Source organism: Oceanimonas aquatica (genome assembly GCF_030732065.1).
Lineage (GTDB): Bacteria > Pseudomonadota > Gammaproteobacteria > Enterobacterales > Aeromonadaceae > Oceanimonas.
On sequence record NZ_JAVBHX010000001.1, the window covers coordinates 583,479 to 599,195 of the forward strand.

The window sequence follows — 15,717 nt, forward strand, 5'->3', positions numbered from 1 at the left end:
TCCCGGTTCCTTTTTTTTATTATTCATATGGCTCTCTTCAACGGCATGAATAGTACATCCGTGGTGGCAATTTGAACAATCAGGAATGGGACTTGGCTGGTTATTTTGTGATCGAAATCGCTTGAAATATGAGCAGGAAGGGGGCAGCCGAAACTGCCCGAATGAACCATCAGGCGGGAGAGGGCTCCTTGAGCAGACCCAGCATGGCGTGAGCGTGCTCGGCGGTTTCGCGGCCCAGCTCGGTAAGATAACCGCCGTCGGCCTGAGTGATCAGGCCCTTTTCGTGCAGGCGCGCGGCGGCCTCGACCATGCCGGGGGTGGCATCATGATGCACCTTGATGCCTTGCTGGGTGGTGTCGAGATCAAAATGCAGCAACAGATTGAGTTCATCCATCAATGCCGGGTGATAGCGCATAAGCACTCCTTAGCGTGTGAGAAACACCTATGACGTTAGCCTGTTCTGGCGATGGTGAGTGAGGTGCGGCTCACAATTACCGAGTCGGTCGGGTCTTTTTCGGACTTGCATCCGGCGGCCCGGATACGGATTATGTGAGTTTTGTCACAACAACCAAGGAACATGCCCGCATGAGCGCCATTTGTATCAAGGACGCCCGTTTTGCCATCAGCGACCGACACCAGTTGCACATTCCCGAACTGAACCTGACCGGCGGCCAGTGCTGGGCGTTTGTGGGCGCCAACGGCAGTGGCAAGACCGCCCTAGCCCGGGCCCTGGCAGGTGAGCTGAGGTGCCTTGAGGGAACGAACGAGCATGACTTTGCCCGGGTTGAGTGGGTGTCGTTTGAGCAGCTGCAACAACTGGCGGATCGGGAACGGGACGAAGACGAGAGCGATCTGCTCGACGCTCAGGACGACGGCCACAGCGCCCGCCAGATCATGCTTGAAGGAGCCAACGACCCAGCCCGGCTCGAGGCGCTGGCGGCCCGCTTTGGCATTACCGCGCTGCTTGATCGTGGCTTCAAGTATCTGTCCACCGGGGAAACCCGCAAGGTACTGCTGTGCCGGGCGCTGCTGAGCCAGCCCGAATTGCTGGTGCTTGACGAGCCCTTTGACGGTCTGGATGTGAATGCCCACGAGGGCCTGATGAGCCTGCTGGCCGAGCTGGTGGCCGCCGGTCAGACCCTGGTGCTTATCGTTAACCGCTTTGAAGAGCTGCCCGACTTTGCCAGCCATCTCGGCATTCTGGCCGAATGCGAACTGACCCAGGCCGGCCCGCGTGAAGCGGTGGGTGCCTCCGTTGAACTGCAGCAACTGAATCACCTGGCTGCACTCGAGGCCAGCACTCAGGCCCTGCCGCCGGCAGACCCGGACGCCGAGCGCCGTGAGCTGGATGCAGACACACCGCGCATTGTGATGCGTGACATGCGGGTCAGCTACGGCGACAAGGTGATCCTCAACGGCCTCGACTGGCGAGTGAACCCGGGAGAGCACTGGCAGGTAATGGGCCCCAACGGCGCCGGCAAGTCCACCCTGCTGAGCCTGGTAACCGGCGATCATCCTCAGGGCTACAGCAACGATCTCACCCTGTTCGGCCGCCGCCGGGGCAGTGGTGAGACCATCTGGGACATCAAGCAGCACATCGGTTACGTCAGCACCACCATGCAGCAGGATTACCGGGTCACGGCTACCCCCAAAGCGGTGATCCTGTCCGGCTTTTTCGACTCCATTGGCGTGTATCAGCAGCCGGGCGATGCCCAGCTCAAGCTGGCCGACCAGTGGCTGGCACTGCTGGACATGGAGGAGTTGGCCAACGAGCCGTTCCGCAATCTGTCCTATGGTCAGCAACGGCTGCTGCTAATCGCCCGGGCCATGGTCAAGCACCCGCCCATTCTGATCCTGGACGAGCCATTGCAGGGCCTGGACACCTTTAACCGCCACTGGGTCAAGCGCTGGATTGACTTGCTGGTGGCCGAAGGCAACACCCAGTTGCTGTTTGTCTCTCACCACCCCTCGGATGCACCGTCCTGCATCAGCCACCGGCTGAGCTTTGTGCCCGACGGCGAAGGCGGTTACCGCTATCCCTGCGAGGCGCTTAACAAAGCTTGACCCGGACCGAGGACAGGGTCAGGATGAGGGTTCCACTTGTTCGTCGGGATATGTGCCGATGCTGAATATGGACTTTTCTCAAGCCTTGACCCTTCCTTACCATGCCGACCGCTGGCAGCCATCCCCGGCCGCCGGCGTCTGGCGCTATCCGCTGGAGCGTGAAGCGGCCGAAAGCGGCCATGTCACCAGCCTGGTGCGGTTTCAGCCGGGGGCGGCGTTTCCCGAGCATGAACACCCGCTGGGGGAGGAATTCTGGGTGCTGGAAGGCACCTTTTCCGATGACAACGGCGATTATGGTGCGGGCAGCTATGTGCGCCATCCGCCGGGCAGCCGGCACCGGGCCTTCAGCCGCGACGGCTGTGTCATTTTCGTCAAGCTCAACCAGTTCGAGCCAACTGACGACGCCTTCAAGGTGGTGCAGGAGCGGCAGGGACTCTGGCTAACCGGTGAGCATGGCTTTCGCCGCTTGTCACTGCATCGCTATCACGGCGTCAGCACCAGTTTGCTGGAGTTTGCCGAGGGCGGCCGTTTTCCCGCCTGCTGTTATCGTTCCGGGCTGGAGATACTGGTGCTGGAAGGTGAGCTCAGCAACGGCGAAACCACTTTGGGGCCGCTCAGCTGGTTGCGCCTGCCGCCGATGGCGGTGCCGGCGTTGCAGGCCAGAGGCCATACCCGGCTGTGGGTGCGCACCGGCCACCTGACCGCCGCCAGTCCGGTGAGTCACGCCATCTGAACAAAAAGCCCGCCGGTTGGCGGGCTTTTTGTTATGACTGCGATTCGGTTTCGCCGAAGTCCGGCGTGTCGGTGGGGGCGGGGGGCCAGCCGCCCAGCAGTTTCCAGCGATTGACGATGGTGCAGAACAGCTCGGCAGTTTTGCGGGTATCGTACAGAGCGCTGTGGGCTTCCTTGTTGTCAAAGCTCATGCCGGCGGCGCGGCAGGCCTTGGCCAGCACCGTCTGCCCCAGGGCCAGGCCGGCCAGGCTGGCGGTGTCAAAGGTGGCAAAGGGATGAAACGGGTTGCGTTTTAGCTCGGCGCGTTCGGCCGCGGCCATCACAAAGCCATGGTCAAAGGAGGCATTGTGGGCCACGATCACTGCCCGCTGGCAGTGGTTGGCCTTGATACCCTTGCGCACGCCCTTGAAAATCTGCTCCAGGGCTTCCCGCTCGGTGACCGCACCGCGCAGGGCACTCCAGGGATCGATGCCGGTAAATTCGAGCGCCGCCGGCTCGAGGTTGGCGCCTTCAAAGGGGGAGACATGAAAATGAAAGGTCTGATCCGGGCTCAGCCAGCCATTTTTGTCCATCTTCAGGGTGATGGCGGCAATTTCCAGCAGGGCGTCGGTGCGGGCATTAAAGCCGCCGGTTTCCACGTCGATCACCACCGGATAGTAGCCTCGAAAACGCTCGTGTAGCTGATTTGCTGACGTTGTTGCCGTCATGTTGGTCCTGTCGCTGCAAAAAACGGGCGCCCATTATGCCAGAGTCGGCCGCCATCGTCGCCCGCCAGTTGGTTGAGGCGGGCAACTGACGCAATAATGCGCAAACGCAACATAGGGTCAAGAAAAAGGGTTGCACCCGGCGCCGGCCTTGCCTACTATACGCCCCGCTGACGAGGCACAGGCCTGACAGCAAACAATTTGGTGAGGTGTCCGAGTGGCCGAAGGAGCACGCCTGGAAAGTGTGTATACGGAAACGTATCGAGGGTTCGAATCCCTCCCTCACCGCCAGATTATAAAAACCCGCACAGCAATGTGCGGGTTTTTTCGTTTATCCCTTCTTTTCGGCTTATAACACCCGGTTTACAGGTGTTCCTGTACTTCCGCTCACAAGCTTGTGAGCCGCTCCAAAGCTATTTCTTCCCGCTATGATTCCCTCAACAGCAACACGCATCAGGGGAGGGGAAAGCATGAACAACCATCCCGAAGATTACCAGCATCACTACCAGGACGATGAATTCTGGTCCAAGGCCCAAAAACTGGCTGCTCGTGTTGGCCGCAAAGTGCTGGAACCGGCACTCAGGATCCCGACACACCCGCCTGGGCCAAGGCAGTGATGTACGGCGCTCTGGGCTATTTCATTCTGCCTCTGGATTGTGCTGCCTGGTGTCGGTTTTACCGGTGATATTGTTGCGAAGCCGGATCTTCACTGGCTCCGGCCTTAGTCTTTGAATATCGACACAAAGCAGGAGAGCGCCAGACGCCGGGCCGTCGACCCGGTCATGGGGGCATTACAGCTCATGAATGATGGCGTCCAGATCGGCGGTTCGCTCATCGTGAACATGCTCCATCAGGTGATCGATAAATAACCGGGTTTTAGCCGGCAGGTAGTTGCGTGACGAGTAGTAAATCATCACCTGAATGGAGTCGGCCTCATAGTCTCGCAGCACGCGGCGAAAGCAGCCCTGTTCAATGCAGGCTTGAGCGTGGCCAATGCCTACGGCAGCAATACCCACGCCCATTTCCACCGCCTTGATGGCGGCCGACAGGCTGTTCACGGTCAGGTTGCCCTGGGGCTCGCGCTGGATCAGCTCGCCCTTCACGCGAAAGTCCCAGGTCTTTTTGCGGCCGGTGGTGGAGGAGCGGTAGGCAATACAGTTATGGCGCGACAGCTCATTCGGGGTGGCGGGCTCGCCAAACTTTTCAATGTAGCCACTGCTGGCCACCAGCACCGGTTGCAGCTTGTAGAATTCGCGGGCAATCAGGCGGCTGTCCTGATTGAGCATGACACCAATGCCGACATCCGCGCCTTCTTTCACCAGATCACCGATACGGTCATCAAACTGCAGATCCAGCTCAATATCCGGGTATTTTTCGAGAAAGGCGGGTAGCAGGGGCAGTACTACCATGCGCCCGAAGCTGTCGGGCAGGTTCACTTTCAACCGGCCGTGAGGCTGTTTTTTCTTGTCTTTGCTGCGATGAATCTGATCTTCAAGCTGCTCAACCAGGGGCCCGGTTCTTTTATACAGTTCATGGCCGTCTTCGGTGAGGGTCAGGGAGTGCGTGCTGCGGTGAAACAGACGCAATTCCAGCGACTTCTCCAGTTGAGCCACGGCCTTGCTGACGGCCGCCGAAGTTACCCCCAGGTGCCTGGCCGCCGAGGAGAAGTTACCGTTCTTGACCACGGCGAGAAAGATGTTGAGCTGATTGGGGATCATCGGGTTATGGGGCCTTCGGTGGTCAATGGCTTTGGCTTAGCGTAATACGCTGGGGTAGTCGGAAACCGACAGGCATTCGGCGGCATTATACCGCCGGCCCAGCACCTATCCCAGTGTCAGCCGTGGAGCCACATAGTCAAGAAAGACGGTGATCCGGCTGGAGAGGGCAGTATTGCGGTAATACACCGCATGCACCGGCTCGCGGGCGTTAGGAGTGATCACACAGTGCGCCAGCACGCTCACCAGCTGCCCCTGTGCCAGATCGTCCTGAATCATGAACTCGGACAACAACGCCAGCCCCTGACCGGCCAGGCAGAGCTGGCGAATGGTTTCGCCGCTGCTGCTGGAAAGATTGGGTACCACCGTCACCGGGGACGACAGCGGCCAGCGGTTGAGATGGGGCGCATCGGTAAAGCCAATGATCTGGTGGTGGCGCAGTGCATCCAGGGTCTGGGGCGTGCCATGTCGTTTCAGATAGGCCGGTGACGCCACCACGTGCAGCGGGCTGCGTCCCAGAAAACGGGCATGCAGGTTGGAGTCCTGCAGGTCACCGATGCGAATGGCCAGATCGGTGCGGCGCTCAATCAGATCGATGATGTTTTCACTGGCCACCAGCTCCAGTTCAATTTGCGGATAGCATTCACGAAACCCCGGCACCAGCTGATGCAAAATAAAGGGCGTCACCGCATCTACCCGCAGCCGTCCTGCCGGCACCCCCCGCAAGGCTCTCAGGCTCTCTTCGGCTCTGGCCAGCCGGTCCAGTCCCCGGCGTACCTCATCACTGAACAATCGGCCTTCTTCGGTCAGCTCCAGCTTGCGCGTGGTGCGGTTCAGCAGGGTGCAGTCCAGCTCCTTTTCCAGTCGGCTGAGTGCTCGGGATACCCGGGCCACCTGAATGTCGAGAATGCGGGCCGCCGCCGACAGGCTGCCGCTGTCGATCACCGTCAGTAAAATTTCGAGGTCTTCGGTACGGGAGATTATTGCCATTTTTGCAAAGGTATTTTGTTGATGGTGCTGTTTTTGTAAAAGATACTCGCCGGCATACTCCGCTGCAACTCAACTTGTCGCGGAGACTGTAATGCCCGTTGCTCTTCTTGCGCTGACCCTCAGTGCATTTGCCATTGGGACCACCGAATTTGTGATTGTCGGACTGGTACCCACCATCGCCCAGGATCTGGGTGTATCCCTGCCGTCCGCCGGCCTGCTGGTCAGCCTTTATGCCCTTGGCGTGGCCGTGGGCGCACCTGTGCTGACGGCTCTGACTGGACGTTGGAAACGTAAAAACGTGCTGATGGCCATTATGTCGCTGTTTGTCATTGGCAACCTACTGGCCTGGCTGGCGCCGGGGTACAACTCGCTGATCATGGCACGCATTCTTACCGGTCTGGCCCACGGCGTGTTTTTCTCCATTGGCTCCACCATTGCCACCGTCCTGGTGAGCAAGGACAAGGAAGCCAGTGCCATTGCCATCATGTTTACCGGCCTGACCGTGGCTCTGGTGACCGGCGTCCCTCTGGGCACCTGGATCGGCCAGAGCTTTGGTTGGCGCGCTACCTTCATGGTGGTGGCGGCACTGGGCCTGATTGCCCTTGTCGGCAGTGCCTTGCTGGTGCCAAAAAACCTCAAGCAGGCCCCGCCGGCGCGCATGTCCCAACAGCTTAAGGTGCTGACTCAGCCGCGCCTGCTGCTGGTGTATGCCATGACCGCCGTGGGCTATGGCGGCACCTTTACCGCCTTCACCTTCCTGGCGCCGATCCTGGAGCAAGTGTCCGGTTTCGAGTCCGGTGCCATTGGCCTCATCATGCTGGTCTATGGCGTGTCGGTGGCCATCGGCAATATCTGGGGCGGCCGTCTGGCGGATCGTCTGGGGCCGATCAAGGCGCTGAACATTATTTTTGCGGCACTGGCGCTGATCCTGCTGGCCTTCACCTTTACCGCCGTTCACCCGGTGGCCGCGGTGCTGACCATTCTGGTGTGGGGTGCCTTTGCCTTTGGCAATGTGCCCGGCCTGCAGGTGTATGTGGTGCAACTGGCGGAAAAATACACCCCCGAGGCGGTGGACGTGGCATCGGGTCTGAATATCGCCGCCTTTAACGTGGGTATTGCCCTGGGCTCGATACTGGGTAGCGTGATTATCGAGGGCATGTCGCTGATGGACACCGCCTGGATTGGTGCCCTGATTGTGCTGCTGGCGCTGGTGCTGACCCGCTTCTCCGGTGCCCTCGACCAGCGTGCCGAGGCACGTGTCGGCGGGTACTGAACCAGTCTGGTTTCAACTTTTATTCACAACCGTTCCAAGGCCAGACCGGCTACACAGCCATGGCCGGTTCTGGCGAAATAGGCCCATGCCTTTGGCAGGCAGGGCCTGCCAGTCACGATAACGAGGACTCCCATGACAGATCTCTTTACGCCGATTCGCCTTGGTGCCGTTGAACTGAACAACCGGGTGCTGATGGCCCCATTGACCCGCATTCGTGCCGATGCCGACCATGTTCCCACCGATCTTATCGTTGAGCATTATGCTCAGCGCGCCTCTGCCGGCCTGCTGATTGCCGAAGCGACCATGGTGATGGAAGGCAATTCGGCGTTCTGGCGTGAGCCGGGCATCTACTCCGAGGCCCAGGTGGCCGGCTGGAAGAAGGTTACCGACGCCGTGCATGCCCGGGGCGGCAAGATTTTTCTGCAGCTCTGGCACGGTGGCCGTGCCTGTCACCCGCTGCTGAACAACGGCCGGGTGCCGGTGGCACCCAGTGCGCTGGCCATCACCAATGATGAAGTGCACACCCCGGAAGGTAAAAAGGCCTACACCGTGCCCCGTGAACTGCGTGATGACGAGATCCCGGCCATTGTTGAAGGGTTTAAAATCGCCGCCGAAAATGCCAGGCGCGCCGGTTTTGACGGCGTGGAATTGCACGGCGCCAATGGTTACCTGCTGGATCAGTTCCTGCGGGACGGCAGCAACCTGCGCACCGGCCCCTATGGCGGACCGCTCGAAAACCGTGCCCGGCTGCTGCTGGAAGTGCTGGATGCCGTCGTCGGCGTCTGGGGCAGCGATCGGGTGGGTGTGCGTCTGTCGCCGCTGAACAGCTTCAACAGCATGAAGGACAGCGATCCGGTCGGCTTGATCAGCTGGCTGGCGCAGCGTCTTAACGACTACAAGCTGGCCTATCTGCATCTGATGCGCGGTGATTTTCTGGGCGAGCAGCAGCTTGATGCGGTGACTCCCGCCCGTGAGCACTACCGGGGCAACCTGATCCTGAACATGGGCTATGACCGTGAGGAAGCCAATGCCGCCGTACAGTCCGGTCATGCCGAGGCCATTGCCTTTGGGGTGCCCTTTATTGCCAACCCGGATCTGGTGGAGCGCCTGCAGGCCGGGGCCGAACTCAATGAGCCGGATCCGGCCACCTTTTATGGTCAGAGCGCCGAAGGGTATAACGATTATCCTACTATGGCCGCGCTGGCCGACGCCACCGCATAAGCTGGTGCAGCCAAGCAATGACTGACGCAGACGTCATGAAACCCACCGGCGAGTCCCTTGGCCAGCAGCTGTACCGCATGACCTGGCCCATGCTGATTGGCGTGCTGGCCATCATGAGCAGTCAGATGGTCGACAGCGCCTTTATCGGCCAGCTGGGTACCCAGCCGCTGGCGGCGGTGGGCTTCACCATTCCGGTATATCAGCTGATCATCGGCATTCAGGTTGGCCTGGGCATTGCCACTACCACCATTATTTCTACCGCACTTGGCGCCGGCAGGCGAGGTGAAGCCCGGCAACTGGGCAGCCTGGTGCTGGCCACCGGCGGGGGGAGTGGTGTTGCTGCTTTGCCTGCTGGTCTGGGCCGGGCAGCAAGTGATTGTCTCCCGTCTGGGGGCCACCGAGTCGCTGTTTCCGCTGGTACGGGAATACTGGCTGCCCTGGCTGGTTAGCTGCTGGCTGGGGGCCATGCTGTACTTTGGCTACAGCCTGTTTCGGGCGCATGGCGAAACCCTGCTGCCGGGGCTGGTGATGGTGCTGACCAGCCTGATCAACGTGGTGCTGGATCCCCTGTTCATCTTTACCCTGGACACGGGCCTGGCTGGGGCCGCCTGGGCCACCGTCTGTGCCTTTGGGGCCGGTTGTGTGGTTATTTTTACCGGTCTGGTGCGCCGGCGACTGATCCGCTTGCCAAGTCATGCCGCCCGTGTGCGAAGCGGGCTGACACGCCTGTCGTCCTTTATGCTGCCCAGTACCCTGAGCCAGCTGATGCCGCCGTTATCGGCCATGTTGGCCACGGCCCTGGTGGCTGTGCATGGTGAGCATGCTGTTGCCGCCTGGGGGCTGGGCAGCCGTATCGAGTTGCTGTCCATCGTGGTGGTGCTGGCCCTGACCATGGCCATGCCGCCCATGATTGGCCGGCTGCGGGGCAGCGGCAATATTGAACAGATCCGCCTGCTGGTGCGTACCGCCGTCACCTTTGTGTTGTTATGGCAGCTGGCGCTGGCCATGCTGCTGGTGCTTGTCTCGGCGCCCCTGAGTGACGTCCTGATCAGCGATCCCACCACCGCTGCTTTGCTGGCCGACTATCTGTGGCGGGTGCCGCCCAGCTATGGCGCCCTGGGGGTGTGCATGATCCTGGTGTCGGCGTGCAATGCCATGGGCATGCCCAGGCTGGCGCTGGTGATGTCGGCATTAAGGCTGCTGGGCTGCTACCTGCCCCTGTTGTGGCTTGGCTCCACGCTGGATGGCCTGAACGGGTTGCTTCTTGGTGCCATGGCGGGAAATCTGCTGGCCGGGCTGATGAGCTGGCACCTGTATCGAACCTGGTGCATTAGGGCTCAGTCGGATCCCGGCAGGGCTGCCGCGAAAGCCGGCCTCTGACTGCGGTGCTTGCCATGGGCGTTGCAGCGGGCCTTTTCGGGTCGCTGGAGTTGTGTATATTCACCGGCTGGCGATAGCCATTTTTGGGGCAAAATTGGGGCAAAAATCAGCCCTTACATGTCCGTTTACGTCCTTCAAGCCCAAGCATAATATGCTTGGGCTTGTTCGTATTCGGACATTTAGCTTGTGGCTCTGGTCCCTTGTTAACGGCCAGAAAAAGCAGCCTCAAAAAATAAAATGGGTCCATCTCAGCTCTGGTGAGATGGACCCGTTTTATTTATCGCCGGAAACAGGATAAAAACCCGTCACTTGCATTGCCGGGACGGCATGCGGCTGAAAAACCCTTTCTTTTTGTGTCAATATGGCCGCCTTGATCCGTATGAAGCCTCAGAGTACCGGGGTGGAAATACGGGATGCTGTTCAGGAAGGTGATTGGTGAGTGATGTATTACTGATGTCGGCACAACGCGGGCATCACAGGGAAGTATTCAAGGGCTGTTTCTGGGTTGTGTTGCTGGCGCTGGTCATGGGCTTGTCCCAGTGGCTGCCGATGTTTCAGCGCGTCGAGTTTCTGATCAACTACGTCCCGCTCAACATCATCTTTGAAGTGTCGGCGTTTACCATCGCCATGATGATTTTCGGCATGGCCTGGGTCACTCAGCGCTACCGGCCATCGTTGCAGACTCTGGTGATTGGCATCGGGTTTCTGGGTATTGGCCTGTTCGATCTTTCCCATGTGCTGTCCTACCAGGTGCTGCCGGACTTTATTACGGCGAATACGCCGGAAAAGGCCATCAATTTCTGGCTGGCGGCGCGTTTGCTTACCGCCGTCATTTTGCTTTTTGTGGCGTTTTTACCCTCCCTGATGGAAAAGCGAGCCGGCGCCGGGCAGCGCAGAAGCCTGTTGTTGCTGATGCTGACCCTGGTGGCGCTGGTACACGTCTGGTTTTTACTGTTTCCCCGGTACGTGCCCGACACCTATGTGGTGGGTCAGGGCCTCACCGATTTCAAGGTGCACTTTGAATACCTGATTATTGGCGCTCATATGGTGGCCGCACTGGGGCTGGCCAATCGCTATCGCACCGAGGGGTTTATCACCTACCTCTATCTGGCCGTGTCCGCCATCATCATGGCCATGGGGGAGCATTTCTTTACCATTTACGTCGACTTTACCGACGCCAACAATATTCTCGGTCACCTTTACAAGATTATTACCTACGGCTTTTTGTACCGGGCGCTGTTTCGGGAAATGGTGTACGAGCCCTACCAGTATTTGCGCGACGCCCGTTCACGGCTGCAGGCCACCGTCGACGCCTTGCCCGACTCGCTGTTTGAAGTGACCCGGCAGGGAGACATTCTGTCGGTGTATGCCGGCGGCGAAACCGGCGACCTGTCTGCCTGGCAGATCAGGTCTCATGCCAACGTGCGAAGCTGGCTGTCCGAGCCTGCCGCAGCGGTATTTTTTGATGCCCTGCACACCGCCGCCCGGGAAGGGGTGGCTCATGACATTCGCATTCGGGCAGGCACCGATGCGGCCCCCTGCTATCTGGGACTGTCGGTATCGAAAAAGCACAACGCCGGCGAGGGCAGCTTTCTGGTGTTGTCCCGGGACATCAGCCAGCAGGTGGCAAACGAAACCCGTATTTTGCATGAAACCCACCTCAACAGTGCACTGTTGCGAATCAATAACCTGGCCCACGAGCGTGACGAGCAGCACCTGCTGTTGTGTGGGGCCGAGCAGGCGGCGGCGCTGACCGCCAGCACCGGCGCCCTGGTGCACCAGGGCAGCCATGACGGACGCCTGCTTGCGCATCCCACCCTGTTTGGTCTGCAGGATCTGCCGGCGCTGAACGGCACGCCGCCCTGGCAGCAGGCCGCCGACAGCGGCCAGCTGGTATACTGGCAGGGGAATGAGGGCGGCATCAGCCTGCCTGTGCTGAACAAGGACGGTGTCTGCCTGGTGATCAGCGTGTTTGGTAAAACCGGCAGTTACGTCGAGCAGGACCACGACACCCTCAATATGCTGGCCAGTACCCTGTGGAGCCGGCTCAGTCAGTGCCGGCAGCACCGAAGCATTCAGTTGCTGTCCAAGGCGCTGGAGCAAAACCCGTACCCGGTCATCATTACCGATGCCGAGGTACGTATACAGTATGTGAACAAGGCCTTTACCCGGGTCAGTGGCTATGCCGCCGACGAAGTGATGGGGCGTAATCCGAGAATGCTGAGGTCGGGCAAGACCGAACGCCGGGTTTATGCAGACATGTGGGCTCACCTCAATCAGGGACGGCCCTGGAAAGGGGAGCTGCTCAACCGCCGCCGCAACGGCAGCCTGTATTTTGAAAGTGCGTCCATTTATCCCATCTGTGATGAAACCGGCCGGGTGATCAACTACGTGGCCCACAAGGAAGACATCACTCAGCACCGGGAAAACGAAGAGCGGTTGCGCCAGCTGTCCCAGTTTGATCAGCTCACCGGTGTGCTTAACAAGCACGCCTTTGAGCAGCAACTGGCACAGCAGATGACCCGGGCCAGAACGCGGGGAGACGGGCTGTCGTTATTGTGGCTGGATCTCGATAACTTCAAGTCGGTCAACGACACCCTGGGTTATGTGGAAGGCGATGAGCTGCTGGTGAAAATCTCCAACCGCCTGAGAAACCTGCTGGCGCCGGGCAGCCTGATTGGCCGGCCCGAAGGCGACAGTTTTGTGCTGGCGGTGGACGGCAACGAACAGGAGCCGGTGGCGCTGCTGGCCGAGCGGGTGCTGCAGCATGTGCAGGAGCCGGTCAATTTGCGGGATAACCCGCTGTCGCTCAGTGCCTCCCTCGGCATTGCCACCTTTCCTCACGATGGCGACAACGCCGTGGAGCTGTTCAAGGCGGCGGAGCTGGCCATGTACAGGGTCAAGCAGGACGGGCGCAACGGCCTGCGCTTTTATGCTCCCGAGATGCAAAAGCACAGCGAGCGGGCACTGGCGCTGGCCACGGCGCTGAAGAACGCCATTGCCAACAACGAGCTGACGCTGGCCTTTCAGCCCCAGCTCGATTTAGAGCACAAGCGTATGATCGGCGCCGAAGCCCTGCTGCGCTGGCGCCACGCCGAGTGGGGCTTTGTGTCGCCGGCGGAATTTATTCCCCTGGCGGAGCAGAACGGCCTTATTGTCAGCATTGGCTGGTGGGTGATCGACCGGGTGCTGGAGCAACTGGCGCTGCTGCACCGGGCGGGCAGGAGCGACCTGTCCATAGCCGTGAATGTGTCGGCGGTGCAGCTGGTGCAGCCGGACTTTGTGAGTGAGCTGCAGGCCCGCGTCGCGGCCAGCGGTGTGCCTGCCGGCGCCCTCGATCTGGAGCTGACCGAGTCGGTCGCCATGGTTAACCCGGAAGAAACCGGCGAGAAAATCGCCGGCCTCAGTGCCGCCGGCTTTTGCATCTCCATCGACGATTTCGGCACCGGGTATTCCTCCATGAGCTACCTCAAGCGTTTCTCGGTGGACAAAATCAAGATCGACAAGTCCTTTATCGACGAGGTGACTCACAACCACGAAGACAAGACCATCGTCAACGCCATTATTCACATGGCCGGTAACCTGGGCATGCGCACCATTGCCGAAGGGGTGGAGACCGAGGAGCAGCTGGAAACCCTGCAGCGCAAGGGCTGCAATGCCATTCAGGGCTACTGGTACAGCCGGCCACTGCCGGCCGACGACTTTGCCGCCTTTATTGCGGAAAACCACTGATTGATGGTTTTATCAACGGTATCAGTAACCTGGATGTCATAAAGATTGTCGGCATGAAAAAATGTTTGCAATACTTGGAGCAGTGGTTCGCAGCTGAACAAGGAATGTTATGACTACCTCTGCCCGTACCTTGCCATTGCAAATGTTGTATCACTGGGCCGAGCAGCGCCCGGACGAGACCTATCTGCGCCAGCCCAGGGAAGATCACTGGCACGATCACAGCTGGGGCTCGGTACTGGAAATGGCCGCCCGGCTGGTGTCGGGGCTGCGCCGGCTGGGTTTTGAGCCGGGTGACAAAATTGCCTTGCTGTCCAAAAACTGCGCCGAGTGGTTTATCTGCGACTTCGCTCTGCAGATGGGCGGTTACATCAGCGTGCCCATTTATCCCACCGCCGGTGCCGACACCATTCGTTATGTGCTCGAACACAGCGAAAGCCGGGCGCTGTTTATCGGCAAGCTGGACGATCCGGCGGCTCAGGAGCCGGGCATTCCCGACGACATTGTGCGCATGGCCATGCCCTATGCCACCACCATGGAAACCCACCACCACTGGGACAGCCTGCTGGTGCACGAGCCCATGATGGAGCGGCCGGTACCCGAGCCCGACACCCTGATGACCCTGGTCTACACCTCGGGCAGCACCGGCAAGCCCAAGGGAGTGATGATCACCCACGGCGCCTATGCCGCCGCCTGCCGGGGCATACTGGAAACCACTGGACTCAACGCCGAGGACAGGGCGTTTTCCTATCTGCCGCTGGCGCACATTACCGAGCGGGTGTATGTGCTGGGGGCCAGCCTGTATGCCGGCACTCTGGTGGGCTTTGCTCACAGTCTGCCGACCTTTGTCGACAACGTGAAAACCATCGCGCCCACGGTATTTATCTCGGTGCCACGGCTGTGGACCAACTTTCGCAGCGGTATTCTGGAAAAGGTGCCCGAAGCCAAACTGAAGTGGCTGCTGCGCATTCCGTTGCTGTCGGGGCTGGTAAAGAAAAAAATCAAGGCCGGGCTGGGGCTCGATCAGGCGCGCATTCTGGGCTGCGGCTCGGCGCCGGTGTCACCGTCCCTGCTGCGCTGGTACGAAAAGCTCGATATGCCCATTACCGAGGCCTGGGGCATGACCGAGAACCTGGCCTATTCCACCCTTAATTACCCGTTTCGCTCCGACAAAATCGGCACCGTGGGCAAGGCCGGCGTGGGGGTGGACATTCGCATTTCCGACAACGGCGAAATACTGTGCCGCTGTGCCGGCATGATGAAGGGCTATTACAAAAACGATGAGGCCACCGCGCAAGCGCTGCACGATGGCTGGCTGCACACCGGTGATCAGGGCCGGCTCGACGACGATGGCTACCTGACCATCACCGGCCGCCTCAAGGACGCCTTCAAGACCGCCAAGGGCAAATACGTGCTTCCGGTGCCCATCGAATCCATGCTGATTGAAAATGGCCTGATTGAGCAGGTGTGTGTGGTGGGCAGCGGCCAGGCGCAGCCCATGGCGCTGGTGCAGCTGGCGGAAGGCAGCGCCAGCCAGGGCCGGGAGCAGGTGGCCAGCGCTTTATCGGCCACCCTGGGACATATTAACCGCAGCCTGGAAAGTCACCAGCGGCTGGGGGGCATGCTGATCATGAAGGAGGCCTGGACGGTGGAAAATGACATTCTGACGCCCACCCTCAAGATCAAGCGTCACCTGCTGGAACAGCAATACGGGGATCTGGACCAGCGCTGGCCCAAGGGACAGACCATTCTCTGGGAGCAGGATCTGTAAACCGATTATTCCAAAAATGGAATAATCACATATTTCGTTTTGCAAAATAACGACTAATTAACACCGAATGCCTGTGTTACCGTGTGTACCAGCTTACTTAGTATCTTTTGTTAGTGGAGTCGGGCAGGAATGGATCCT

At 59.8% G+C, this 15,717-nt stretch carries 13 protein-coding genes and 1 tRNA gene; 10 read left to right on the forward strand and 4 right to left on the reverse strand.

Annotated elements, in window-relative coordinates:
* Positions 1-169: 169 nt before the first annotated feature.
* Positions 170-415, reverse strand: coding sequence for a TIGR02647 family protein (locus Q9290_RS02745; RefSeq protein ID WP_306078088.1), 246 nt, complete (start codon positions 413-415; stop codon positions 170-172).
* A gap of 170 nt (positions 416-585) precedes the next feature.
* Between Q9290_RS02745 and modF the strand changes: the two genes are divergently transcribed.
* Complete coding sequence (gene modF, locus Q9290_RS02750; RefSeq protein WP_306078089.1) at positions 586-2,064, forward strand: molybdate ABC transporter ATP-binding protein ModF; 1,479 nt, start codon at positions 586-588, stop codon at positions 2,062-2,064.
* Positions 2,065-2,131: 67 nt separating this feature from the next.
* The gene (locus Q9290_RS02755; RefSeq protein WP_306078090.1) at positions 2,132-2,797 is read left to right on the forward strand and encodes a cupin domain-containing protein; all 666 of its coding nucleotides are present in this window, start codon (positions 2,132-2,134) and stop codon (positions 2,795-2,797) included.
* A 31-nt stretch (positions 2,798-2,828) separates the two neighbouring features.
* Here the strand turns inward: Q9290_RS02755 and rnt are convergent, their stop codons facing one another.
* Positions 2,829-3,503: a ribonuclease T gene (gene rnt, locus Q9290_RS02760; protein WP_306078091.1), complete on the reverse strand. Its 675-nt coding sequence runs from the start codon at positions 3,501-3,503 to the stop codon at positions 2,829-2,831.
* Positions 3,504-3,703: 200 nt separating this feature from the next.
* On the opposite strand from rnt, the gene Q9290_RS02765 reads away from it, so the two are divergent.
* Together Q9290_RS02765 and Q9290_RS02770 are read left to right on the forward strand one after the other, a co-directional pair.
* A tRNA-Ser gene (locus Q9290_RS02765) sits at positions 3,704-3,791 on the forward strand.
* Between the two features lie 179 nt (positions 3,792-3,970).
* Positions 3,971-4,117: a hypothetical protein gene (locus Q9290_RS02770; protein WP_306078092.1), complete on the forward strand. Its 147-nt coding sequence runs from the start codon at positions 3,971-3,973 to the stop codon at positions 4,115-4,117.
* A gap of 174 nt (positions 4,118-4,291) precedes the next feature.
* Here the strand turns inward: Q9290_RS02770 and Q9290_RS02775 are convergent, their stop codons facing one another.
* Positions 4,292-5,218, reverse strand: coding sequence for a LysR family transcriptional regulator (locus tag Q9290_RS02775; protein WP_306078093.1), 927 nt, complete (start codon positions 5,216-5,218; stop codon positions 4,292-4,294).
* A gap of 105 nt (positions 5,219-5,323) precedes the next feature.
* Entirely contained in the window at positions 5,324-6,205 is an 882-nt protein-coding gene (locus tag Q9290_RS02780) for a LysR family transcriptional regulator (RefSeq protein WP_306078094.1), read from the reverse strand.
* A 91-nt stretch (positions 6,206-6,296) separates the two neighbouring features.
* Here Q9290_RS02780 and Q9290_RS02785 point away from each other — a divergent pair, with 91 nt between their 5' ends.
* The 6 genes from Q9290_RS02785 (at position 6,297) to Q9290_RS02810 (ending at position 15,579) form a co-directional block, all read left to right on the forward strand.
* Complete coding sequence (locus Q9290_RS02785; protein ID WP_306078095.1) at positions 6,297-7,478, forward strand: MFS transporter; 1,182 nt, start codon at positions 6,297-6,299, stop codon at positions 7,476-7,478.
* Between the two features lie 132 nt (positions 7,479-7,610).
* On the forward strand, positions 7,611-8,699 hold the full coding sequence (locus Q9290_RS02790) for an alkene reductase (RefSeq protein ID WP_306078096.1): 1,089 nt from the start codon (positions 7,611-7,613) through the stop codon (positions 8,697-8,699).
* A gap of 17 nt (positions 8,700-8,716) precedes the next feature.
* On the forward strand, positions 8,717-9,148 hold the full coding sequence (locus Q9290_RS02795) for an MATE family efflux transporter (RefSeq protein ID WP_306078097.1): 432 nt from the start codon (positions 8,717-8,719) through the stop codon (positions 9,146-9,148).
* Positions 9,030-10,079, forward strand: coding sequence for an MATE family efflux transporter (locus Q9290_RS02800; RefSeq protein WP_306078098.1), 1,050 nt, complete (start codon positions 9,030-9,032; stop codon positions 10,077-10,079). Before Q9290_RS02795 ends, Q9290_RS02800 begins: the two co-directional genes overlap by 119 nt.
* 435 nt (positions 10,080-10,514) lie before the next feature.
* A complete protein-coding gene (locus Q9290_RS02805; RefSeq protein ID WP_306078099.1) occupies positions 10,515-13,811 on the forward strand; it encodes a bifunctional diguanylate cyclase/phosphodiesterase in 3,297 nt (1,098 codons plus the stop codon).
* Positions 13,812-13,920: 109 nt separating this feature from the next.
* The gene (locus Q9290_RS02810) at positions 13,921-15,579 is read left to right on the forward strand and encodes an AMP-binding protein (RefSeq protein WP_306078100.1); all 1,659 of its coding nucleotides are present in this window, start codon (positions 13,921-13,923) and stop codon (positions 15,577-15,579) included.
* Positions 15,580-15,717: the final 138 nt, after the last annotated feature.

Coding starts and splice junctions, on each gene's coding strand:
- Q9290_RS02745 (WP_306078088.1), bottom strand. CDS start 415: ATGCGCTATCACCCGGCATTGATGGATGAACTCAATCTGTTGCTGCAT.
- modF (WP_306078089.1), top strand. CDS start 586: ATGAGCGCCATTTGTATCAAGGACGCCCGTTTTGCCATCAGCGACCGA.
- Q9290_RS02755 (WP_306078090.1), top strand. CDS start 2,132: ATGGACTTTTCTCAAGCCTTGACCCTTCCTTACCATGCCGACCGCTGG.
- rnt (WP_306078091.1), bottom strand. CDS start 3,503: ATGACGGCAACAACGTCAGCAAATCAGCTACACGAGCGTTTTCGAGGC.
- Q9290_RS02770 (WP_306078092.1), top strand. CDS start 3,971: ATGAACAACCATCCCGAAGATTACCAGCATCACTACCAGGACGATGAA.
- Q9290_RS02775 (WP_306078093.1), bottom strand. CDS start 5,218: ATGATCCCCAATCAGCTCAACATCTTTCTCGCCGTGGTCAAGAACGGT.
- Q9290_RS02780 (WP_306078094.1), bottom strand. CDS start 6,205: ATGGCAATAATCTCCCGTACCGAAGACCTCGAAATTTTACTGACGGTG.
- Q9290_RS02785 (WP_306078095.1), top strand. CDS start 6,297: ATGCCCGTTGCTCTTCTTGCGCTGACCCTCAGTGCATTTGCCATTGGG.
- Q9290_RS02790 (WP_306078096.1), top strand. CDS start 7,611: ATGACAGATCTCTTTACGCCGATTCGCCTTGGTGCCGTTGAACTGAAC.
- Q9290_RS02795 (WP_306078097.1), top strand. CDS start 8,717: ATGACTGACGCAGACGTCATGAAACCCACCGGCGAGTCCCTTGGCCAG.
- Q9290_RS02810 (WP_306078100.1), top strand. CDS start 13,921: ATGACTACCTCTGCCCGTACCTTGCCATTGCAAATGTTGTATCACTGG.